This is a genomic window from Cellulomonas wangsupingiae (assembly GCF_024508275.1).
Lineage (GTDB): Bacteria > Actinomycetota > Actinomycetes > Actinomycetales > Cellulomonadaceae > Cellulomonas > Cellulomonas wangsupingiae.
Map to the genome: position 1 here is coordinate 2,553,716 of NZ_CP101989.1, position 20,668 is coordinate 2,574,383.

A 20,668-nucleotide genomic window follows, 5' to 3' on the forward strand; every position below is an offset into this window, starting at 1 on the left:
CTCGGGCCGTCAGCCGGCGTACGTCTCGAGCTCCGCGACGCGCGGCGTCCCGGACGAGCCGAGGATCTCGAAGTTGAGCTTCCGCAACGACGTCGCGGCGAAGCGGATCGTCCCCGCCCCGGTCCCCGTGGCGAGCACCGCCCCGGTGTCGTTGTTCACGACGCGCCACGAGCCGATGGCCCCGGCCGAGCCGGACGCCTCACGCACGACGACCCGTCCGACCGTCGTGGCCGACTCCCACTTCACCGAGATGCGGCCTGTCGAGCCGCTCGGCTGCCACCAGGTGCTCGTCGAGCCGTCGATCGCGTTCCCGTAGCTCGTGCCGCCGCCCTTGCCGGAGCCGTCGGCCCCGGCGCCGATGCTGAGGTTCTGGCCGGTGGGCGACGACGTGGGCGCCGGGGACGGCGTGGGGCTCGCCGTCGGGCCGACGGTGGGGCCGGGCGTGGGGCTCGCCGTCGGGCCGGCCGTCGGCGTCGGGGTCTGCGGTGAGCAGGACCCGTCGGAGACCCGGTTGCCCGTGTTCGCCCCGGCGGTCGCCCGCACGAGCGCCGGCACGCAGCTCGCACCGTCGAGCGTGTAGCCGTACGGGATCGAGACCGTCGTCGTGGACGTCGGGTTCGGTCCCGCCGGGCGGGTGTCCTCGCCCGCGGCCGACCACGTGACGCCGTCGAAGACGTTGCCGGAGACCTGCCAGTACCCGGGCAGGTCGGTGTAGAACGTGCCGAGGACGTCCTTCGAGTCCTCGAAGTAGTTGTTGTCGACCTTGGCCCTGCCGCCCGCACGCACGTTGATCCCGGACTCCTTGATGCCCAGGTAGTGGTTGTTGTAGACGTGCGCGGTCGCGCCGCGCAGCAGGGGTGCGCGGGAGTCGAGGTTCTGGAAGAGGTTGTGGTGGTAGGTCACCGGACCGTTGGCCAGGTCGCTGTCGCTCGACCCGACGAGGCCGCCGCGGCCGGAGTTGCGCAGGATGCTGTAGGACAGCGTCACGTACCTCGTGCCGGCCTTCATGTCGAACAGGCCGTCGTAGCCCTCGGACTCGCCGCCGGACGCCTCGAGCGTCACGTGGTCCACCCACACGTTGCTCACACCGCTCTCCATGCCGATGGCGTCGCCGCCGTTCGACGTGGGCGAGCCCGACTTCTTGACGTTCCTGACCGTCACGTTCTGGATGATGACGTTCTGCGCGTCGCGCAGGTGGATCCCCACCTGGTCGAACACGGCACCGCTGCCGACGCCGACGATCGTGACGTTGCTGATCTCCTTCAGCTCGACGACACCGGCCGCGGTGCTGCAGCTGTCGCCCGACACCTTCGCGGTGTTGCCGTGGTCGATCGTGCCGGACACCTCGATGACGATCGGCGTGGCGGCGCTCGCGCGGCTGCACAGCGCCTGGTGGATCGCGGTGCCCGTGGTCGCGCGGACCGTCTGGCCGCCCGCGCCGCCGGTGGTGCCGCCGTTCTGGGACGCGAAGCCGTTCGCGCTGCCGGTGGCCGCCTGCGCCGGCAGTGCCGCGGCCTGCACGCCGATCACGGCTGCCAGGGCCGCAGCCGCCCCCGTCGCCAGGGCTCGTGCTGCCAGTGGTCGTCTCATGGTCGCCTCTTCCTCGTCGTCGTCGACGCGTCGTCGCGGCCGGCGCCCCGGGGCGCGGACCGACCTGTGCCGGCAGGTCCGCGGCGTGGACGCGCCGCGGGCCGGTGAGAAACCGGTTTCTCAAACGTAGGCGAACGCTTTCCCGGCCGACAAGGGCGCGCAGCGCTGCGAATGCTATAGCCGTGCGGCGCCGGTCGCTTCGGGGCCCTCGCCACTTCCGTCCGCTGCGGGCACACTGTCGGGATGGCCGAGCTGACGCTGTGCTGCCTGCTGTGGGCCACCCCGGGCCAGGAGGCCGCCATGACGCGGTACGAGGACGCGGTCCTCGAGCTCGTGGCGGACCACGGCGCCCAGGTCCTGCACCGCGTCGTGGGCGACGGCGCCGACGGGCACCCGCACGAGGTGCAGGTCTACCGGTTCCCCGACCGCGCCGCGATGGACGCGTACGTGGCGGACCCCCGGCGGGCGCGGCTGGCGGCCGACCGCGAACGTGTCGTCGCGCGCACGGAGCTCTTCCCGGTCGAGGTGCGCTGACGGGGACGGTCCCGGCCGGCGCCGCTCAGCAGTCCACGTCGGCGACGAGCTCGCGCAGCGCGTCCCGGACGGCGGCTGCGTCGGTGCGCAGCGCGTCGACGGCCTCGCCGACCGTCTCGTCGCCGCGCAGCCCGCTGACGTCGTCGTCCAACCGGTCCCACGCCTCCTCGACGTCGCGGGCACGGGCCTCCACGACGTCCTCGGCGGCGTCGTCCAGCGCGTCCTGCGCGTCGTCGACCCGCTGCCGCGCGTCCCGGAGCTCGTCCACCGTGGCCTCGGGCGACAGCGCGTCCTCGAAGTCCGACAACGCCTTCTCCAGGTCGTCCGCGGCGTCGCACGCGCGCGTCGAGCTCGCCTCGGTCGAGTCGTCGGAGCAGCCGGCCGCGGCCAGCAGCACGGCCAGGACTGCCGTCACCCGGACCCCCCTGCTGCGACGCATGGCCCCACCTCTCACGAGTCGATCCCTGCCCTGCCGAGCCTGCGGTGCGTCCGGCCGCGGCGCCTCACCCCCCGCGCATGAGCGCGCGGCGCGCGCGGGCTGTCACCCGGTGCGGATGAGGCCCGGCCCGCGGCGCCCTGGCAGGGTCGACCCAGGCCCGTCGGAAGTGGGGTACCCGATGCTGTACCACATCCGCGTCGTCGCTCCCGTGCACGACCTGTCCTCGCTGGCGGACTACGCCGACGTGGTCGCGACCCCGACGGAGGACGGCGCCCTGCTGTCCTGCCGCGTGCCGGACGCGGCGGCGCTCGCCGGACTCATCGCGCTCCTGACGGACCTGGGCGTGCCGATCACCGAGATGTACGCCCTGGAGGACACCGGCGGCACCGCGCGCGGCTGACCCCCCGGACGGTCAGAGCATCCCGCGCGACGCGGCGACCCGCACCGCCTCGCGCCGGCTCTCCACGCCGAGCTTGCGGTAGACGGCGCGCTGGTGCGTCTTGACGGTGTTGACGGACACGAAGAGGGACGACGCGATCTCCTCCGCCGTCATGGGCGACCGCAGGCACGCCAGCACGTCCCGTTCCCGCGCGGTCAGGTCCCACCCGGCCCGCGTCAGCCGCGGCGCCGAGTCGAACCGGGCCAGGACCCGCGCGACGAACGCGTCGTGCCCGCCGTTCCAGCCGAGGTGCTCGAGCAGGAGCGGACGCAACGGCTCCTGGAGGAACGCGCGGACCGCTCCCTCCGGGGCGCCGACCTGCAGCGCGCGCTCGAGCAGCACGTGCGCGGCGTGGCCGTGCGACGCGGCGGTCCGCACGAGGAGCGCCAGCACCTCCACGTGCCGCGCCTGGCGGCCCCGCAGCGCACCGAGGGCGCGCTGCGACCCTGCCCGGTCGCCCGCCCGGAGCAGGAGGTCGGCCTCCCAGCACCGCGCGAGAGGGTGCCGAGCCGCCGCGGGCAGCGCGCGCACGGCCTCGACCGCGCCGTCGAGGTCGCCGCGCACGTCCAGCTCGTGGGCGCGGAGCATGTCGACCAGGTCCGGCAGGTGCGTGGGCAGCACCTGCCCCGTGCGCGGGCCGTCGAGCAGCGCGTGGGCGCGGGCCAGCGTCGCGGCGTCACCGGCCGCGAGCGCGGTCATGGCGAGGAGCACGGCGGCGTGGAGCACGACGTCGGGCCGCGTGGGCGCCGCCGCCGCGGCGGCGTCGGCGAGGTGCGCCGCACCGGCGGTCAGGTCGTCGCGCCAGTGCGCAGCGATCCCCAGCGTCAGCGACGCGGTGCCGGTGACGCTGGTGCGCCGCCAGCCGTGCCGGCGCGTCTCGGCCAGCGCGTCCGTCGCACGCTCCTCCGCGGCGGACGTCGCCCCCGCCGCCAGCAGCGCGAGGCTCGACTCCGCGAGGCAGCCGACGCGCACGCCCGGCCACTCGTGCGCACCCGCGAGCGCCGCCCCCTCCTCCAGCAGCCCGATCGCGTCGCCGCCCGACGTCGGCTCGTGCACCTCGGCACGGCCGAGCAGGTACAGGCCGAGCGCGCGCGTCGCCGGGGGCAGGGGCCCACCGTCGACGAGCGCACGCCCCGCGGCGACGGCCTGCGGCAGCGGGGGCCGCCGGTCGCCGACGAACAGCTCCACGAGGTGGCGCACGGCACCGGCAGCCGGCGCGTCGTCCGTCCAGCGGCCCGCGGGGGCCGCCAGGTACGCCCTGCTCGCGGCGAGGGCGACCTGCAGGTCGGGGCTGTCGCCCACGGCGACCGGGATGCGGGCCACGAGCCGCTCGACCACCTGCGCGTCGCCCCGGACGAGCAGGTCGGGCCACCGCTCCGCGAGGATCTCGACCGCGAGGCCCGGATCGCCGGCGGCGAGCGCGTGCGTCACACCCGCCACCGGGTCGGCGACGCGGACGTGCGCGGCGACCACCCGGTGCGCCTGCGCCGCGCCGGCCGGGTCCGTCCGCTCGTACGTGATCCGCGCGTGCGCCGCGAACAGCGCGTGCCACGTGTAGGGCGCGGAGCCGTCGGGGGCGCGCGCCGTGAGGAACAGGCCGCGGTGCACGCACTCCTCGAGCGCCGCGGCACCGTCGGGAGCCAGCGCGGCGGCGAGCACGGGGTCCACGGTGCCCGCGGCGCTGGCACGCAGCACGAAGGTGCGCAGCCGGGACGGCAGCCCGTCCAGGACCTCCTCGACGAAGTACCCGGTCAGGGGCACGGCAGCCGCCTGGGCGCGCGTCAGCCTCTCCCCCAGGTCGCCGGCGCCCGGTGCCGCCAGCGCGAGCCGCACGGCGACGGGCCATCCCCCGGTGACGGCGTGCAGCCGGCGGACGGTCACGTCGTCGACGCCCGCGCGGACGTGCGCCGCCAGGCGGGCGACCTCGGCGACGGTGAACGCCAGCTGGTCGGACCGCACCTCGTGGAGGCGACCGCTCAGGCGCAGCCGGTGCAGCGGCAGGACCGCGTCGTACCGGCTGACCAGGACGAGGCGCAGGGCCTCGGGCCGGTACCGCACCAGCGGCCCGAGCACGCCCCGCAGCGACGAGGTCGGCAGCTCGTGCACGTCGTCGAGGACGAGGTGCACCGGGCCGTCGAGGGCGTCGAGCGCGGACAGCAGCTCGTCGACGCCGGCCGCGACGTCGAGGCGGCCCCCGCGCAGCGCGTCGCCCAGTGCCGCCAGCGGCCCGGCGAGCACGGGGACCGACCGGCCCAGCGCGGCCACCAGCAGGCGCAGCAGCCGCAGCCCGTCGTCGTAGGCGTCGAGCGTGGCCCAGGCGACCGGCCCCGGGGTGGTCGCGGCCCACGAGGCGGCGAGGGTGGACTTGCCGTACCCGGCGGGTGCCGTGATCACCGTGCAGGTGCTCTCCTCGACGTCCGCGTGGCACCGCGGACGGTCCACGAGGTCCGCCGGGAGGTCGGGCGGACTGAGACGCAGGGCAGGGACGCCCACACCCGCGAACGGCTCACGTGCGACATGACCGAGCATGTCTCTCCCCCCGGAGAACCTCGTCGCAGCGTACAACCCGCTGTGACGAGCGACACTCCGGCCACTGCGCGTGGGAGGGGCGGCGGCACGACCTGCCCTGCAACGACCAGAGGCCACGTCGGTCCCTGTGTCCAGGATCCGTCGTGGCCTCTGAGCGAACGTCCGGTGGAGCTGAGGGGACTCGAACCCCTGACCCCCTGCATGCCATGCAGGTGCGCTACCAGCTGCGCCACAGCCCCGTGGTCCGCGAGCGGACCTCGACGCCCCGAGGGGCGCCCCGAGAGTCTAGGACGAACGAGCGGCGGAACGCCAATCGCGTCCCGCGGGGGCCGGGCGCAGCCCGTCCCACCGCCCCGTGACGTCAGTCCGGGTCGCGGGTCGTGTCGTCGGCGTCCGCGTCGACAGGCTCCGGGTCCGGCCCCGCGTTCCAGTCCGACGACGCGTCCGTGGGACCCAGGTTGTAGCCCAGCAGACGCCACGCCGGGTCGACGCCGGGGCCGGACCCCAGCAGCTCGGCCCAGTGCGCGTTGTGCATGCCGACGACCCCGCGCCACGCGGGGTCCTGCCCCAGCAACTCGGCCACCAGCGAGCCGAGCGCCGAGCCGTGCGAGACGATCACGAGGCTCCCCCGGCCGGCGGTGCGTGCCACCTGGTCGAGCACCGCCTCGCCGACGCGCGCCGCCACGTCCGCCCGGGCCTCGGCACCGACGCCGACCGGGTCGCCCCCGGCGCGCCACGCCTGGAACTCACCGGGCCAGCGCGCCTCGATCTCGTGGCCCGTCATGCCCTCCCACGCACCGAACCCGCGCTCACGCAGCCGCGGGTCCAGCTCGACGGGCACGTCGAGCGCGCGGCTCAGGTAGCCGGCCGTGTCGGCAGCACGGGTCAGGTCGGAGGCGACGATCCGCACGGGACGGTGCCGGGCGGCGATGCGCGCCGCCGCCGTGCGGGCCTGCCAGTGGCCGACCTCGTCCAGCGGGATGTCGATCTGCCCCTGCAGCCGCGCCTGGGAGTTGTAGGCCGTGCGGGCGTGGCGCCAGAGCAGGAGGTGCTGCATCACGCGTCCGCCTGCTCGCCGCGCTCCTCCGGGGGCAGCTCGATGAGGGGGCAGTCCTTCCAGAGCCGCTCGAGGGCGTAGTAGACCCGGTCCTCGGCGTGCTGCACGTGGACGACGATCTCGCCGAAGTCGATGAGGACCCACCGGCCCTGCGCCTTGCCCTCGCGACGCACCGGCTTGGCACCCAGGTGGTGCAGGGCCTCCTCGACGGCGTCGACGATGCCGCCGACCTGCCGCTCGTTGGTGCCGGACGCGATGAGGAAGACGTCGGTGAGCACCAGCTGCTCGCTCACGTCGAGCGCGATGATCTCCTGCGCCTTGAGGTCGGATGCGGCGCGGGCGGCGGCATGGGCCAGCTCGATCGCACGGGGGCTCGCGGGCACGGTGGCTCCTCGGGTCTGTCGGGACGGCGTCGGCCGGGCGGCGCGACGCCGGAAGGTGTCGGGCGGTGGGTCAGAGCGTGCCGGCGCGGCCGGCGACCCAGCCGAGCAGCGCGGCGGCCGTCTCGCCGCTGTCGTTGACGTCGCGCGCCTGGATGACCAGCAGCATGATGAGGAAGCCCAGCACGAACGCCACGACCGCCAGCACCAGCACGTGCAGCCACGTGTAGGGGTGCAGCCGGCGCGCGGGCTCGTCCTCGTCCTCGAAGTCGTCGTCCTCGAGGTCGTCGTGCGGCGTGGACGCCGGGCGCAGCCCCGCCCACGGCGGGGTCGCGGGCTCGTCGGTCAGCCGCTCGGGCGGTGCCGGCCTCGGCGCCCCTGTGCGCGGCCACGCGTCCGCGGCGGACGCCGGTGCCGACGTCTCCGGGGCGTCCGCACGGGTCGCGGGCGTCCACGTCGACGGGGACGCCGTCCGCGACGCCTCGGGGGCTGCGGTCGCGGACTCGAACGAGCTCACGGTCGGCGCGGCCGGGGCCGCCTGCGACGGGCCGGCCGACGGCGACGCGGGCGCCCACGACCGCGAGGTCTCGGCACGTTCGCGTGCTGCGCCCGGGGCGGCAGGGGCCTCGGCCCCGGTCCCCCAGGCCGACGTGCGCGGCGGGGCGGCGGACGCCGGGGCGGCGGCGGCCCAGGCGGGCGCACCCCCCGCCGGGGCGGTGCCGCTGCCGCGGGCCCACGGCGATCCCTCGCCCGGACGCGGCGACGGCGCGGGCGCCGGCACCGGGGCCGGCGGGGACTGGCCCCACGGACGGCTCGTCGCGGGCGGCGTGCTCGCGGCCGGGCGCGAGGTCACGCGCTCGTCCCCCCCGCGCGGCCCGGACGGCGCACCCCACGTGGGGCCGGCCTGCGGCGTGGGCGCGGGACGCGGCGACGGGGTCGGTGCCGGGCGCTGCTGCGACGGCGGGGCGGCGGTCTGCCACGCGGGCGCGTCGGGGCGTCCTGCGGTGGCGGGGCGCGGCGCGGACGTCGGGTCGAGCGACGGGTCGCGGTACGAGCGGCGCGACCGCGACGTGTCGCCCGCCGACGGCACCTGCGGGGCCGGCGGGCCACCGGGCGCCGGGCGCGACGGCTGGGCGGGGCCGGCGGACCAGGCGGGCGTCCCCGTGGTAGCGGCCGGCGACGTGCCGGCGGGTGGGGTCACCAGACGGCTGCGCATGGCACGGCGCGAGCTCGGCGTGGCCGGCCCGTCACCCGAGGGCGGGGACGCGGCCGGGCCGACGGGGCCCTGGTCGCCGTCCTGGGACGCCCGCTCCATCTCACGACGGCGGCGGCGCTCTCCGGGTTCACTCATCACGACCTCGATACAACCTGTGCTTGGCGATGTACTGGACGACCCCGTCCGGGACGAGGTACCACACCGGCTCCCCCGCACGCGCGCGTGCACGGACGTCGGACGAGGAGATCGCGAGGGCCGGGACCTCCAGCACGTCGACCCGCCCGGCGGGCAGGCCGTCCACCGACAACGCGTGGCCCGGGCGGGTGACCGCCACGAACCGCGCCATGTCGAACAGCTCCACAGCATCCTTCCACGTGAGGATCTGCGCGATCGCGTCCGCACCGGTGATGAAGAACAGGTCGGCGTCCGGACGCTCCTCCTTGAGGTCCCGCAGCGTGTCGACCGTGTAGGTCAGCCCCGCGCGGTCGATGTCGACCCTGCTGACGGTGAACCGCGGGTTCGACGCCGTCGCGATGACCGTCATGAGGTACCGGTGCTCGGCGGGCGAGACGTCCAGGTGCTGCTTGAACGTGGGGTGCCCGGTGGGGACGAACACCACCTCGTCGAGGTCGAACCTCGCCGCGGCCTCGCTCGCCGCGACCAGGTGCCCGTGGTGCACGGGGTCGAACGTGCCGCCCATCACCCCGAGGCGTGGACGCGAGGGGACCCCGACGGTGGCCTGCACCGTCAGTGGCGCGTCCCGACGGACCGGAAGGCGTACGTCACCAGGAGCATCGCGACCAGCCCCGCGAACGCACCCAGGCCGAAGACGAGGGGCGGGAAGGGCAGAGCCTCGGTGTGCTCGGCAGCCGTCTCGGCCGCGGCGATCAAGGTGGCGTGCACGTCGTCCTCCTGCTGGTGCTCGTCGGTGGTGCGTCATCCGGTGCGGCTGCCGGTCGACCCGGCGCCGCAGCGTCCCAGTGTCGCACGCCGGGGCCGCCGGACCGGGCCGCGTCTCGCGGCGGCGGTCAGGGCCGGACGTGACCGTCACCGTGCACGACCCACTTGGTCGTCGTCAGCTCCGCCAGCCCCATGGGGCCGCGCGCGTGCAGCTTCTGCGTGGAGATCCCGATCTCGGCCCCGAGGCCGAGCTGCCCGCCGTCGGTGAACCGGGTCGAGGCGTTGACGATGACGGCCGCCGCGTCGACCTCGGCGACGAAGCGCTCGGACGCGCGCAGGTCCTGCGTGACGATCGCCTCGGTGTGACCGGTCGACCAGCGCCGCACGTGCGCGATGGCGGCGTCCAGGTCGTCGACGACGCGCACGGCGAGGTCGAGCGACAGGTACTCGGTGCCCCAGTCCTCGTCCGTCGCGGGCACCGTCGGGGTGCCGAGCGGGGCACGCCGGAGCGTCGCCTCGTCACCGTGCACCGTCACGCCGGCGGCCGCGAGGGCGGCGAGCGCCGAGGGCAGGAAGTCGTCGGCGGCGTCGCGGTGCACCAGCAGCGTCTCGACGGCGTTGCACACGCCCACGCGCTGGGTCTTGGCGTTCAGCAGGATCGCCAGCGCGTCGGCCCGGTCGGCGGTCGCGTCGACGTACAGGTGGCAGTTGCCGACGCCCGTCTCGATGACCGGGACCGTCGCCTCCCGCACGACCGTGGCGATCAGGTCGGCGCCGCCGCGCGGCACGAGCACGTCGACGAGGCCCCGGGCGCGCATGAGCGCCACGGCACCGTCACGGCCCCAGGCGTCGACCGACTGGACGAGCTCGCCGGGCAGACCGCGCCCGACCAGCGCCTGCGCGAGGACGTCGACGATCACCTCGTTGCTGGCGGCAGCCGCCGACCCGCCGCGCAGGACCACCGCGTTGCCGCTCTTCAGCGCGAGCCCCGCGGCGTCGACGGTGACGTTGGGACGGGCCTCGTAGATCATGCCGACGACACCCATGGGGACGCGCAGCTGGCGCAGGCGCAGACCGTTCGGCAGCGTCGAGCCGCGCACGACCTCACCGACCGGGTCCGGCAGCACGGCGAGCTCGCGCAGCGCCTCGGCGATCGCGTGGACGCGCTCGGGGGTCAGCGCGAGGCGGTCGAGCAGGCCCGGCGACATGCCGTTCGCGCGCCCGCGCTCCAGGTCCGTGGCGTTCGCGGCGAGGATGCGGTCGGTGGCGGCCACGAGCGCGTCGGCGAGCGCGCGCAGCGCGTCGTCCTTCGTCGCACGGGTCGCCGTCGCGAGCGCCCGCGAGGCCTCGCGGGCACGGGTCGCCACGGCCAGGACGGCGGCGTCCGTGTCGTCCTGGACGGGCTGCTCGAGCGACGTGGTCATGGCACCAGGCTAGCCGCGCTCCACCGCCCGCTCACGCACCCGTCCGCAGGCCGATCCGCTCCCTGTCGCCCCGTGGCACGCGGCTCAGCGGCGGCGTCGCACGAGCACGAGGTCGTCGCGGTGCACCAGCTCACGGTCGTACCCGGGGCCCAGGGCGTCGCGCAGCTCGGACGTGCTGCGCCCCAGCAGCTGCGGCACCTCCTCCGCCCCGTACGCGACCAGGCCCCGCGCGACGACCGCACCCTCGGCGTCGACGAGCTCGACGGGGTCCCCCGCCTCGAACGCGCCCTCGACGTCGGTGACGCCCGCCGGCAGCAGCGACGTCTGCCGGTCGACGACGGCGCGCACGGCACCGTCGTCGAGCACGAGCCGCCCCCGGGTCCGCGCGGCGTGCGCGAGCCACAGGAGCCGGATCGACCGTCGCCGTCCGGTCGCGGTGAACCACGTGCCGACGTCCTCGCCCCGCAGCGCCGAGGCCGCGTGCGCGGCGGACGTGAGCACGACCGGGATGCCCGACTGCGTCGCGATCGCGACCGACTCCAGCTTGGTGACCATGCCGCCGGTGCCCACGGCGCTGCCGCGCGCCGTGACGTCGATCCCCTCGAGCTCATCGGGTCCATGGACCTCGGCGATGCGCCGCGACCCGGGGCGCGACGGCGGGCCGGTGTACAGCGCGTCGACGTCCGTGAGCAGCACGAGCGCGTCGGCGTGCACGAGGTGCGACACCAGAGCCGCGAGCCTGTCGTTGTCACCGAACCGGATCTCGTCCGTGGCGACGGCGTCGTTCTCGTTGATGATCGGCACGACGCCCAGGTCGAGCAGCCGCGTCAGCGCGCGGTGCGCGTTGCGGTACTGGCCGCGGCGCCACGTGTCCTCGGCCGTGAGGAGCACCTGCGCGACCGTCAGCCCCTGCGCCGCGAAGGCCCGCGTGTAGTGCGCCACCAGCAGCCCCTGCCCCACGGACGCCGCCGCCTGCTGCGTCGCGAGGTCCCGCGGCCGGGCGGCCAGCCCCAGCGGGCCGATCCCCGCCGCGATCGCACCGGACGACACGAGCACGACCTGCGTGCCCGCCCTGCGGCAGGCGGCGAGGACGTCGACCACGGCGGCCAGCCGCTGCGGGTCGAGGTGCCCGTCGGGCGTGGTCAGGGACGACGAGCCGACCTTGACGACGATCCGGCCCGCGCCGGGCAGCTGGTCACGTCCGGACAGGGCGGCGGCACTCACGGCCCCCATGATGCCTCGCCGCGCGCCGCGACCCGTGCACCGACCGGCCCCCGGACGCGCGCGTGGCAACGCGCGGGGGCCCGACCGGTCAGGCGTCGGGGTCCGTCCAGACGCCCTGCTCCCGCTCGGTCCACAGCTCAGCCCGGGCGGCGGCCTTGGCGTCCATGCGCTCGGTGTACTCGCGCCGCTTCTGCCCGCGCGTCGGCCGCGCACGGTCCTCGAGGCGCACGTCGGTGCCGCGGGGGCCACCGAGCAGCTCGGAGCCCGTCAGCAGCGTGGGCTCCCAGTCGAACACCACCGAGTTGTGGTCCGGCCCGATGCGCACCTCGTCGCCCGCGACGGCGCCGGCCTTGAAGAGGGCCTCCTCGACGCCCGCGCGTGCGAGCCGGTCCGCGAGGTACCCCACGGCCTCGTCGTTCGCGAAGTCGGTCTGACGGACCCACCGCTCGGGCTTCTCGCCACGGATCGCGAACCACACCTGGCCGCCGCCCTCGCGGCGCGTCACGGTGAAGCCCGACTCGTCCACGGCGCGCGGCCGCAGCACGACGCGCGTGGGCTCGGGGGCGGGCGCCTCGCGACGGGCGGAGCCGACGCGCTCGGCGAGCGCGAACGTCAGGGTGCGCAGGCCCTCGTGGCTGGCCGTGGAGATCTCGAAGACCGGCAGCCCTCGTGCCTCGAGCTCGGGGCGCACGAGCTCCGCCAGCTCGCGGGCCTCGGGCACGTCGATCTTGTTGAGGACCACGACCCGGGGACGCTGCGCGAGCGGCACGCCGTTCGCGGCGGTCTCGAGGTCCTCGGCGTACGCCGCGAGCTCGGCCTCGATGACGTCGAGGTCCGTGACCGGGTCCCGGTCCGGCTCGAGCGTCGCGCAGTCCAGCACGTGCACGACGACGGAGCAGCGCTCGATGTGCCGCAGGAACTCCAGCCCGAGCCCTCGGCCCTGGGACGCGCCCGGGATGAGACCCGGCACGTCGGCGACGGTGTAGCGGGCGTCGCCGGCCTGCACGACACCGAGGTTCGGCACGAGCGTCGTGAACGGGTAGTCGGCGATCTTGGGCCGGGCCGCCGAGATCGCGGCGACCAGGCTGGACTTGCCGGCCGACGGGAACCCCACGAGCGCGACGTCCGCGATGGTCTTCAGCTCGAGGACGACGTCGGCCTGCTCGCCGGGCTCCCCCAGGAGCGCGAAGCCGGGCGCCTTGCGCCGGGGCGAGGCGAGCGCCGCGTTGCCGAGACCGCCGCGGCCGCCCGCGGCGACGACGTAGCGGGCGCCGGCGCCGACGAGGTCCGTCAGGACCGTGCCGTCGGGCGACTTCACGACGGTCCCGTCGGGCACCCCGAGCACGAGGTCCTCACCGGTGGAACCGCTGCGGTGGTCGCCCATGCCCTGCGTCCCCGACGGCGCGTGCCGGTGGGGAAGGTGGTGGAACGGCAGCAGCGTGGTCACCTGGGGGTCGACCTCGAGGATCACCGAGCCGCCGTTGCCCCCGTTGCCGCCGTCGGGCCCGGCGAGGGGCTTGAACTTCTCGCGGTGGATGGACGCGCAGCCGTGCCCACCGTCACCGCCGGTCGCGTGCAGCACGACACGGTCGACGAACGTCGCCACGGCTGGACCTCCTTCGTCTGCGGGTGCAGATCTCGATCGTCACACGACGAAGGGGCGCACCGCACCGGTGCGCCCCTTCGACCGTCAAGCTGGGGTGTGTCGCAGGCTCAGGCCTCGGCGACCACGATGTCGATGACCTTGCGGCCACGACGCGTGCCGAACAGCACCGAGCCGGCGGCCAGGGCGAACAGCGTGTCGTCGCCCCCGCGGCCGACGTTGTCGCCGGGGTGGAAGTGCGTGCCGCGCTGGCGGACGATGATCTCGCCGGCCTTGACGACCTGACCGCCGAAGCGCTTGACGCCGAGGCGCTGGGCGTTCGAGTCGCGACCGTTGCGCGAGGAGCTCGCGCCCTTCTTGTGTGCCATGACAGACCTGCTCTCCGGGTGCTCAGAAAAGATGGACGGCCGCGTGAGCGGCGCGGGCTCACTCGATGCCGGTGACCTTCAGGCGGGTCAGCTTCTGGCGGTGACCCTGGCGCTTGCGGTAGCCGGTCTTGTTCTTGTACTTGAGGATGTCGATCTTGGGACCCTTCTCGTCCCGCACGACCTCCGCCGTCACCGTCACCTTGGCCAGAGCCGCGGCGTCGGTGGTGACCTTCTCCCCGTCGACGAGCAGGAGCGCCGGCAGCTGGACCGACGACCCCGCCCCGGCGGCGAGGCGGTCGACGACGACGACGTCGCCGACGGCGACCTTCTCCTGGCGGCCGCCAGCCTTCACGATCGCGTACACCACGTTGCTGCTCATCTCTGCTCGTCGGACCTGCTCATCGGTGCTTCGTTCCTGCCGTCGGTGCCGCGCGACCCGCCGGTACCCGCGCACCGCCCTGCCACGAGGGCGAGGGGTTCGCGTCGGCGGTGTCATCCGCAGCGCCTGGACCGGGACCCTGTGAGCCACCGCCACCCGAGTCTCCTCGGTGAACGGGGCGCTCACGCCTCCCGGAACGCGCGCGACGCACCGACGTTCTAGGGTACGGACCCGCCTGCGCCCGGTCAAACGACGCGGGTGCGGCGCCCGTCACCGACGGGCGCCGCACACCCCGTCAGACCTCGTCGTCCGCCACGCGCCCGTCGGCGTCGCCGTCGTACGTCGTCGCGGCCTGCTCCTGCGGCTCGTCCGCGTCCTCGAACACCTCGGGCGCCACCGCGTGCAGCTGCAGCTGCGCGTCGGTGGGCAGAGCCGTCGCCGCCCCGGGACCGGCCTCGACGCCTGCGGCGCTGAGCTCGGCGACGACGTCCAGCGTGGCGGCGGAGCCGCCCGTCGGGGGCACCACGTCGACCACGAGCGTCGTGCGCCCGTCCTCGGGCTCGGCGGGCTCCGCGCCGTCCGGCGCGGACCCGTCGTGCTCGTGCGCGTGCGCGGCCGCAGCGGCGATCGTGGCGAGCGTCGCCTTGACCGCCTCCCGCGCCTCGGGGAGCACCGGCACGGCTGCGGGCTGCGTGGCCGCGGTGCCCGACTGCTCGGCCGCGGCACGCTTGCGGCGCGACCGCTTGGACTCGGCGGGCTCCGCCGGGGGCTGACCGCCGGCGTCCGGGCGCCCGCTCCTGCCCACGGGGTCCGTGTGCACGATGAAGCCGCGCCCGTGGCAGTGCTCGCACGTCTCGCTGAAGGCCTCGACGAGGCCCTGGCCGACGCGCTTGCGGGTCATCTGCACCAGGCCGAGCGACGTGACCTCGGCCACCTGGTGCTTGGTCCGGTCGCGGCCGAGGCACTCGACCAGCCGGCGCAGCACGAGGTCACGGTTCGACTCGAGCACCATGTCGATGAAGTCGATGACGATGATGCCGCCGATGTCACGCAGCCGGAGCTGGCGCACGATCTCCTCGGCCGCCTCGAGGTTGTTGCGCGTGACGGTCTCCTCGAGCGTGCCGCCCGCACCGGTGAACTTGCCGGTGTTGACGTCGACGACCGTCATCGCCTCGGTGCGGTCGATGACGAGCGAGCCGCCGGACGGCAGCCAGACCTTGCGGTCCATGCCCTTGGCGAGCTGCTCGTCGACGCGGTGCACCGTGAAGACGTCCTGCGTCCCCGTCCACTTCTCGACGCGCGCGGCGAGGTCGGGCGCGAGGTCGCCGACGTACGTCGAGATCGTCGACCACGCGTCGTCGCCCTGGACGACCAGCGAGGAGAAGTCGTCGTTGAAGATGTCGCGGACGACGCGGATCGCCATGTCGGGCTCGCCCTGGAGCAGAGCGGGGGCGTTCGCGGTCTTCCGCTTCTTCTCGATCGCCTCCCACTGGCCCTGCAGGCGGGCGACGTCGGCGCGCAGCTCCTCCTCGGAGGCACCCTCGGCGGCCGTGCGCACGATCACGCCGGCGGAGTCGGGCACGAGGTCGCGCAGGATCTTCTTGAGGCGCGAGCGCTCGGTGTCGGGCAGCTTGCGGCTGATGCCGGTCATCCCGCCGCCGGGCACGTACACGAGGTACCGGCCCGCGAGCGTGATCTGGCTGGTCAGGCGGGCGCCCTTGTGGCCGATCGGGTCCTTGGTGACCTGCACCAGGACCGCGTCGCCCGACTTCAGCGCCTGCTCGATGCGACGCGGCTGACCCTCGAGCCCGGCCGCGTCCCAGTTGACCTCGCCCGCGTAGAGCACGGCGTTGCGGCCCTTGCCCACGTCGACGAAGGCCGCCTCCATGCTGGGCAGCACGTTCTGCACGCGCCCGAGGTACACGTTGCCGACCATCGAGGCCTGCGCCTGGTTCGACACGTAGTGCTCGACGAGCACGCCGTCCTCGAGCACCGCGATCTGCGTGCGCGCGTCGACCTCACGGACGACCATCGAGCGCTCGACGGCCTCACGACGCGCGAGGAACTCCGCCTCGGTGATGATCTGCCGGCGCCGGCCCGCGTCGCGACCCTCACGCCGCCGCTGCCGCTTCGCCTCGAGCCGCGTCGACCCGCGCAGGGCCGTCACCTCGTCGCCGCCGGAGCGCCGACGCGGCTCCTCGGCCACCTCACCGCGTGCGCCGCGCCGACGACGCCGACGACGCCGGCTGGAACCGCCGGCCTCCTCGTCGCCACCGTCGTCCACGGGCTCGGCCGGGGTCTCCGGCTCGGTCTCGTCCTGCTCGGAGTCGTCCGCGCCGTCCTCGCCGGCGCGTCCACGGCGTCCGCGCCCGCCCCGGCGGCGACGGCGGCGCGGGGACGTCCCGTCCTCGCCGACCTCGTCGTCACCGTCGGCGTCGGTGTCCGCGTCGTCGGCGGACTCGGTGAGGTCGACGGGCTCGACGTCGTCCTCGTCGGTGTCAGCCGACCCCTCGGCGGGGACGGCGTCCTCGGCGACGGCCTCGTCGACGTCCGTCGACGCACGGCGGCCCCGTCCACGGCGGCGACGTGCGCGGCCCGCGCCCTCGTCGGCGGCGGGTGCGGCCTCCTGCGGCTCCTCCGGCGTGACGTCGGCGTCCGGGGCCTCCTCGACCCGTGCGGCCTCGGAGATCTCGGCCGGTGTGCCGGCCGTCGCCTGGGAGCGGCGGCGGCGGGGGCGCGCGGCGGGGTCGGGCGCCTGGAAGAGCAGAGCGGTCGTGGCGAGGCGCGCGCGGGACGGCGGCTCCTCGGTCGGGCGCACGGGCCCGAGCTCCGCGAGCACGTCGAGCGCGGCCACGCTGCCGGGCGCGTCGCCGGCGGCGTCGGTCACCGTGACGTCGGCCGCGGCCTCCGCCGGGGCGGCTGCGTCCGAGGGCTCGGCGTCCTGCGCCGCGCGCGACGACCGGCCACCGCGCCGACCCGACCGACGACGCCGGGGAGCGCGCTCCTCGGCCTCCTCGTCGACCGACTCCGCGACACCGCTGGCCTCGGGCTCCTCCGCGTCCTGCGCGGCGGTGGCCTCGGCGGCCGCCGCGTCGTCGTCCTGCGCGGAGGTCGGCTCGTCCTGCACCGGCTCGTCCTGCACCGGCTCGTCCTGCGTCAGCTCGTCCTGCACCGGCTCGGCCGGGACCACCGGCTCGGGCGTGGCGGCGGGCGGGGCGTCGTCCAGGACGACGGTCCGCGTCACGCGGCGCGAGCGGCGTGCGCGCGGCGCGGCCGGCGCGTCCTGGGTCGGCCCGTCCTGCGTCGGCGGGGCCTCGACCGGCGCCGCGGCCTCCGGCGGGGTGACGGGCTCCGGCTCGACGACCGGCGGGACCGGCTCGGCCTGCGGCTCGGACGCCGGCGTCGTGGGCGCGTCAGGCGTCACCACGTCCCGGACGACGCGGCGACGCCGCTTCTTCGGTGCCTGGTCGGCGACCGCGGTGGCGTCGACGTCGGAGGGGTTCTCGGGGCTGTTCACGGGAGACAAGCGCGTGCTCCTGGGTACAAGGGAGCCCGCCCACACGACGTGCGCCCCTTGGTGGTCGGTCGTCGCTCACGGCCGGGCGTCCGGCGCGGCGACGGAAGTCGTCGGTTGCGGCTGCCGCCCGTCCGGCGCCATCGCCTGCCAGGCCGTCTCGGGGCTCCGGGCTGGAGCCCGCCGAGGGCGGGGCGGCGGCTGGCCTGCACGGTCACTGCTGCGGCGAGCTCGTCGGCCCCGACGGTGTGGTCGCCAAGGCCTGCCGTCAGTATCGCACAGGACCGCCCGTCCGCCGGGACGACACCCCCATCGAGTTGACGACGAACCGTCAGCACCCGGGACCTTGGTCCCCGAGGCGCCGCCGGTCCCGGCCTACGGTCGACAGAGGGCGCCTCGTCAGCTCCGCGCCCTGTCGCGACCACGGTCGCGCCCCGTCCGGCAGCATCACCCGCTTCGCACCAGCCCGGAGACCCGCGTGGACGCCCTCGACCTGGCACGGTGGCAGTTCGGCATCACGACCGTCTACCACTTCATCTTCGTCCCGTTGACGATCGGGCTGTCGCCCCTCGTCGCGATCATGCAGACCGCGTGGGTCCGCACCGGCAACGAGCGGTGGCTGCGCCTGACGAAGTTCTTCGGCAAGCTCCTGCTGATCAACTTCGCGATCGGTGTCGCGACCGGCATCGTCCAGGAGTTCCAGTTCGGCATGAACTGGTCGGAGTACTCGCGTTTCGTCGGCGACGTCTTCGGCGCTCCGCTCGCCATGGAGGCGCTGGCCGCGTTCTTCGTCGAGTCGACGTTCCTCGGCCTGTGGATCTTCGGCTGGGACAAGCTGCCCAGGAAGATCCACCTGGCGTGCATCTGGGCCGTCGCGATCGCGACCAACCTGTCGGCGTACTTCATCCTCGCCGCGAACTCGTGGATGCAGCACCCGGTCGGCACGACGTACAACTTCGAGACCGGCCGCGCCGAGATGACGGACATCCTCGCGGTGCTCACCAACCCGACGCTGCTGGCCGCCTTCCCGCACACCATCGCCGCCGCGTTCCTCACGGCCGGCACGTTCGTCGCGGGCATCGCCGCGTGGTGGATGGTCCGCAAGGTGCGCAGCGGCGACACCGCGACGGCGCGCGACGTCTACCGCCCGGCGGTCGTGCTCGGCCTCGTGACGATGCTGGTCTCCGGCGCCGGCGTGGCGCTGACGGGCGACTGGCAGGCCAAGCTCATGTTCGACCAGCAGCCGGCCAAGATGGCGGCCGCCGAGGGCCTGTGCGAGACGCAGGACGGTGCGGCGTTCTCGATCCTGGCGATCGGCGACCTCACCAACGACTGCGACGGCGTGCGGCACCTCATCGAGCTGCCCGGGTTCACGTCGTTCCTCGCGACCGGGGACTTCGACTCCCGCATCCGCGGCGTCGACGAGCTGCAGGGCTACTACACCGACTGGATCAGCCAGTGGGAGGCGGACAACGGCGTCGAGGCGACCTTCGACCCGCAGGACACGCGCTTCTACCCCAACCTCGCGGTCACCTACTGGTCGTTCCGCCTCATGATCGGGTGGGCCGCGGGCTCCGCCGCGCTCGCGCTGGCCGCGCTGTGGCTGCTGCGCCGCAAGGGTTCCGTGACGGACAAGCCCTGGTTCGCCACGCTCGGTGTCGCGGCGATCCCGACGCCGTTCCTCGCGTCCGCGTTCGGCTGGATCTTCACCGAGATGGGCCGCCAGCCGTGGGTCGTCGCGCCCAACCCCAACTCCTCGGGCGTCGACGGCGTGTGGCTGCTCACCGCACGCGGTGTCAGCGAGGTCGTCTCCCCCGGCATGGTGCTGTTCTCGATGATCGGCTTCACACTCCTGTACGGCGTCCTCGCGGTCGTCTGGTTCCGCCTCATGAAGCGGTACGCCGTCGAGGGCGTCGCCGACACCGAGCACGACCCGAGCCCCGACAACCCCGCCAACGCCCCCGACGCGGACGGCACCGACCGTCCCCTGTCCTTCGCGTACTAGAGGAGCCGGCCATGGATCTCGCGACCTTCTGGTTCCTGCTCATCGCCGTCCTGTGGACCGGCTACCTCGTGCTCGAGGGCTTCGACTTCGGTGTCGGCATGCTGCTGTCGATCCTGCCCCGCGGCGACAAGGCCCGCCGCGAGAAGGAGCGGCGCCTGCTCATCAACACGGTCGGGCCGGTGTGGGACGGCAACGAGGTGTGGCTGCTGACCGCGGGCGGCGCGACGTTCGCCGCGTTCCCCGAGTGGTACGCGACGCTGTTCTCCGGCTTCTACATCCCGCTGTTCCTCATCCTGATCGCGCTCATCGTGCGTGTCGTGGCGTTCGAGTGGCGCGGCAAGATCAACACCCCGGTGTGGCGGGCGTGGGCCGACCGCGCACTGATCTTCGGCTCGTTCGTGCCCGCGCTGCTGTGGGGCGTCGCGTTCGCGAACCTCGTGCGGGGCGTCGAGCTCGACGCCGACCACCAGTACGTCGGCGGGTTCCTCGCGCTGCTGTCCCCGTTCGCGCTGCTCGGCGGCGTCATGACGCTCTGCGTCTTCCTCACCCATGGCGCCGTGTTCCTCGCGATGAAGACCGACGGCGAGATGCGCGAGCGCGCCGGTGCCTTCGCGGCCCGCAGCTCCGTCGTCACCCTGCTGGTCGCCGGCGTCTGGGCCGTGTGGGCCCAGCTCGCGTACAGCGGCAAGGGGTGGACGTGGGCGGCCGTCCTGGTCGCCGCCGCCGCGCTGGTCCTCGTCGTCGCGGCGACCCGCAAGCGGCGCGAGGGCATCGCGTTCACGGCCTCCGCGGTCGCCATCGTCGCCGCCGTCGTGCTGATCTTCGGCTCGATGTTCCCCGACGTCATGCCGGCGTTCGACCCCGCGAACTCCCTGACGATCGAGAACGCGTCGTCGACCGACTACACGCTGACGGTCATGACGTGGGTCGCCGCGATCCTCACGCCCGTCGTCCTGCTCTACCAGGGCTGGACGTACTGGGTGTTCCGCAAGCGCCTGACGGTCGAGCACCTGCCCGAGGCGACGGGACTCACGTTCAGCCGCGTGATCTCGCGGCCCTGACCGTGG

The 20,668-nt window shown here is 74.8% G+C and carries 18 protein-coding genes and 1 tRNA gene; 4 read left to right on the forward strand and 15 right to left on the reverse strand.

Annotation, left to right across the window (positions count from 1 at the left end; translation table 11 throughout):
* Positions 1 to 9: 9 nt before the first annotated feature.
* Positions 10 to 1,590: a pectate lyase family protein gene (locus tag NP075_RS11845; protein ID WP_227566593.1), complete on the reverse strand. Its 1,581-nt coding sequence runs from the start codon at positions 1,588 to 1,590 to the stop codon at positions 10 to 12.
* Between the two features lie 243 nt (positions 1,591 to 1,833).
* Here NP075_RS11845 and NP075_RS11850 point away from each other — a divergent pair, with 243 nt between their 5' ends.
* Positions 1,834 to 2,124 (forward strand): DUF1330 domain-containing protein, encoded by a 291-nt coding sequence (locus NP075_RS11850; RefSeq protein WP_227566592.1) that lies wholly within the window; start codon positions 1,834 to 1,836, stop codon positions 2,122 to 2,124.
* A 25-nt stretch (positions 2,125 to 2,149) separates the two neighbouring features.
* Here NP075_RS11850 and NP075_RS11855 read toward each other — a convergent pair whose 3' ends face one another.
* A complete protein-coding gene (locus tag NP075_RS11855) occupies positions 2,150 to 2,563 on the reverse strand; it encodes a hypothetical protein (RefSeq protein WP_227566591.1) in 414 nt (137 codons plus the stop codon).
* A gap of 178 nt (positions 2,564 to 2,741) precedes the next feature.
* Here NP075_RS11855 and NP075_RS11860 point away from each other — a divergent pair, with 178 nt between their 5' ends.
* Positions 2,742 to 2,963, forward strand: coding sequence for a DUF8691 family protein (locus NP075_RS11860; protein WP_227566590.1), 222 nt, complete (start codon positions 2,742 to 2,744; stop codon positions 2,961 to 2,963).
* Between the two features lie 12 nt (positions 2,964 to 2,975).
* Here NP075_RS11860 and NP075_RS11865 read toward each other — a convergent pair whose 3' ends face one another.
* The 13 genes from NP075_RS11865 to NP075_RS11925 all read right to left on the reverse strand — a co-directional run bounded on the left by NP075_RS11865 (position 2,976) and on the right by NP075_RS11925 (position 17,608).
* Positions 2,976 to 5,531: a LuxR C-terminal-related transcriptional regulator gene (locus NP075_RS11865; RefSeq protein WP_227566589.1), complete on the reverse strand. Its 2,556-nt coding sequence runs from the start codon at positions 5,529 to 5,531 to the stop codon at positions 2,976 to 2,978.
* Positions 5,532 to 5,697: 166 nt separating this feature from the next.
* Positions 5,698 to 5,770, reverse strand: a tRNA-Ala gene (locus NP075_RS11870).
* Between the two features lie 122 nt (positions 5,771 to 5,892).
* A complete protein-coding gene (locus tag NP075_RS11875) occupies positions 5,893 to 6,588 on the reverse strand; it encodes a histidine phosphatase family protein (protein WP_227566609.1) in 696 nt (231 codons plus the stop codon).
* A complete protein-coding gene (gene rsfS, locus NP075_RS11880; protein WP_227566588.1) occupies positions 6,588 to 6,971 on the reverse strand; it encodes a ribosome silencing factor in 384 nt (127 codons plus the stop codon). The genes NP075_RS11875 and rsfS overlap by 1 nt, the downstream gene beginning before the upstream one ends.
* Positions 6,972 to 7,041: 70 nt before the next feature.
* The gene (locus NP075_RS11885) at positions 7,042 to 8,319 is read right to left on the reverse strand and encodes a hypothetical protein (RefSeq protein ID WP_256791028.1); all 1,278 of its coding nucleotides are present in this window, start codon (positions 8,317 to 8,319) and stop codon (positions 7,042 to 7,044) included.
* Entirely contained in the window at positions 8,312 to 8,929 is a 618-nt protein-coding gene (gene nadD / locus NP075_RS11890) for a nicotinate-nucleotide adenylyltransferase (RefSeq protein WP_227565382.1), read from the reverse strand. Before nadD ends, NP075_RS11885 begins: the two co-directional genes overlap by 8 nt.
* A gap of 2 nt (positions 8,930 to 8,931) precedes the next feature.
* A complete protein-coding gene (locus NP075_RS11895) occupies positions 8,932 to 9,087 on the reverse strand; it encodes a hypothetical protein (RefSeq protein WP_227565383.1) in 156 nt (51 codons plus the stop codon).
* Positions 9,088 to 9,212: 125 nt separating this feature from the next.
* Positions 9,213 to 10,508 (reverse strand): glutamate-5-semialdehyde dehydrogenase, encoded by a 1,296-nt coding sequence (locus tag NP075_RS11900; protein ID WP_227565384.1) that lies wholly within the window; start codon positions 10,506 to 10,508, stop codon positions 9,213 to 9,215.
* An 84-nt stretch (positions 10,509 to 10,592) separates the two neighbouring features.
* Positions 10,593 to 11,741, reverse strand: coding sequence for a glutamate 5-kinase (gene proB / locus NP075_RS11905; RefSeq protein ID WP_227565385.1), 1,149 nt, complete (start codon positions 11,739 to 11,741; stop codon positions 10,593 to 10,595).
* Between the two features lie 79 nt (positions 11,742 to 11,820).
* Positions 11,821 to 13,338 (reverse strand): GTPase ObgE, encoded by a 1,518-nt coding sequence (obgE, locus tag NP075_RS11910; protein WP_227565386.1) that lies wholly within the window; start codon positions 13,336 to 13,338, stop codon positions 11,821 to 11,823.
* 107 nt (positions 13,339 to 13,445) lie between these two features.
* Positions 13,446 to 13,703 (reverse strand): 50S ribosomal protein L27, encoded by a 258-nt coding sequence (rpmA, locus tag NP075_RS11915; RefSeq protein WP_227565387.1) that lies wholly within the window; start codon positions 13,701 to 13,703, stop codon positions 13,446 to 13,448.
* Positions 13,704 to 13,761: 58 nt separating this feature from the next.
* Positions 13,762 to 14,070 carry a 50S ribosomal protein L21 gene (gene rplU / locus NP075_RS11920; protein ID WP_227565487.1) on the reverse strand — a complete coding sequence of 103 codons (309 nt, stop codon included), beginning with the start codon at positions 14,068 to 14,070 and terminating at the stop codon, positions 13,762 to 13,764.
* Between the two features lie 307 nt (positions 14,071 to 14,377).
* On the reverse strand, positions 14,378 to 17,608 hold the full coding sequence (locus NP075_RS11925) for an Rne/Rng family ribonuclease (protein ID WP_227565388.1): 3,231 nt from the start codon (positions 17,606 to 17,608) through the stop codon (positions 14,378 to 14,380).
* Between the two features lie 466 nt (positions 17,609 to 18,074).
* Between NP075_RS11925 and NP075_RS11930 the strand changes: the two genes are divergently transcribed.
* Both NP075_RS11930 and cydB read left to right on the forward strand, forming a co-directional pair.
* Positions 18,075 to 19,601, forward strand: coding sequence for a cytochrome ubiquinol oxidase subunit I (locus NP075_RS11930; protein WP_227565389.1), 1,527 nt, complete (start codon positions 18,075 to 18,077; stop codon positions 19,599 to 19,601).
* 11 nt (positions 19,602 to 19,612) lie between these two features.
* The gene (gene cydB / locus NP075_RS11935) at positions 19,613 to 20,662 is read left to right on the forward strand and encodes a cytochrome d ubiquinol oxidase subunit II (RefSeq protein ID WP_227565390.1); all 1,050 of its coding nucleotides are present in this window, start codon (positions 19,613 to 19,615) and stop codon (positions 20,660 to 20,662) included.
* Positions 20,663 to 20,668 lie beyond the last annotated feature (6 nt).

Coding starts and splice junctions, on each gene's coding strand:
- NP075_RS11885 (WP_256791028.1), bottom strand. CDS start 8,319: ATGAGTGAACCCGGAGAGCGCCGCCGCCGTCGTGAGATGGAGCGGGCG.
- NP075_RS11865 (WP_227566589.1), bottom strand. CDS start 5,531: ATGCTCGGTCATGTCGCACGTGAGCCGTTCGCGGGTGTGGGCGTCCCT.
- NP075_RS11860 (WP_227566590.1), top strand. CDS start 2,742: ATGCTGTACCACATCCGCGTCGTCGCTCCCGTGCACGACCTGTCCTCG.
- NP075_RS11900 (WP_227565384.1), bottom strand. CDS start 10,508: ATGACCACGTCGCTCGAGCAGCCCGTCCAGGACGACACGGACGCCGCC.
- NP075_RS11875 (WP_227566609.1), bottom strand. CDS start 6,588: ATGCAGCACCTCCTGCTCTGGCGCCACGCCCGCACGGCCTACAACTCC.
- proB (WP_227565385.1), bottom strand. CDS start 11,741: ATGGGGGCCGTGAGTGCCGCCGCCCTGTCCGGACGTGACCAGCTGCCC.
- NP075_RS11845 (WP_227566593.1), bottom strand. CDS start 1,590: ATGAGACGACCACTGGCAGCACGAGCCCTGGCGACGGGGGCGGCTGCG.
- NP075_RS11855 (WP_227566591.1), bottom strand. CDS start 2,563: ATGCGTCGCAGCAGGGGGGTCCGGGTGACGGCAGTCCTGGCCGTGCTG.
- cydB (WP_227565390.1), top strand. CDS start 19,613: ATGGATCTCGCGACCTTCTGGTTCCTGCTCATCGCCGTCCTGTGGACC.
- NP075_RS11850 (WP_227566592.1), top strand. CDS start 1,834: ATGGCCGAGCTGACGCTGTGCTGCCTGCTGTGGGCCACCCCGGGCCAG.
- rpmA (WP_227565387.1), bottom strand. CDS start 13,703: ATGGCACACAAGAAGGGCGCGAGCTCCTCGCGCAACGGTCGCGACTCG.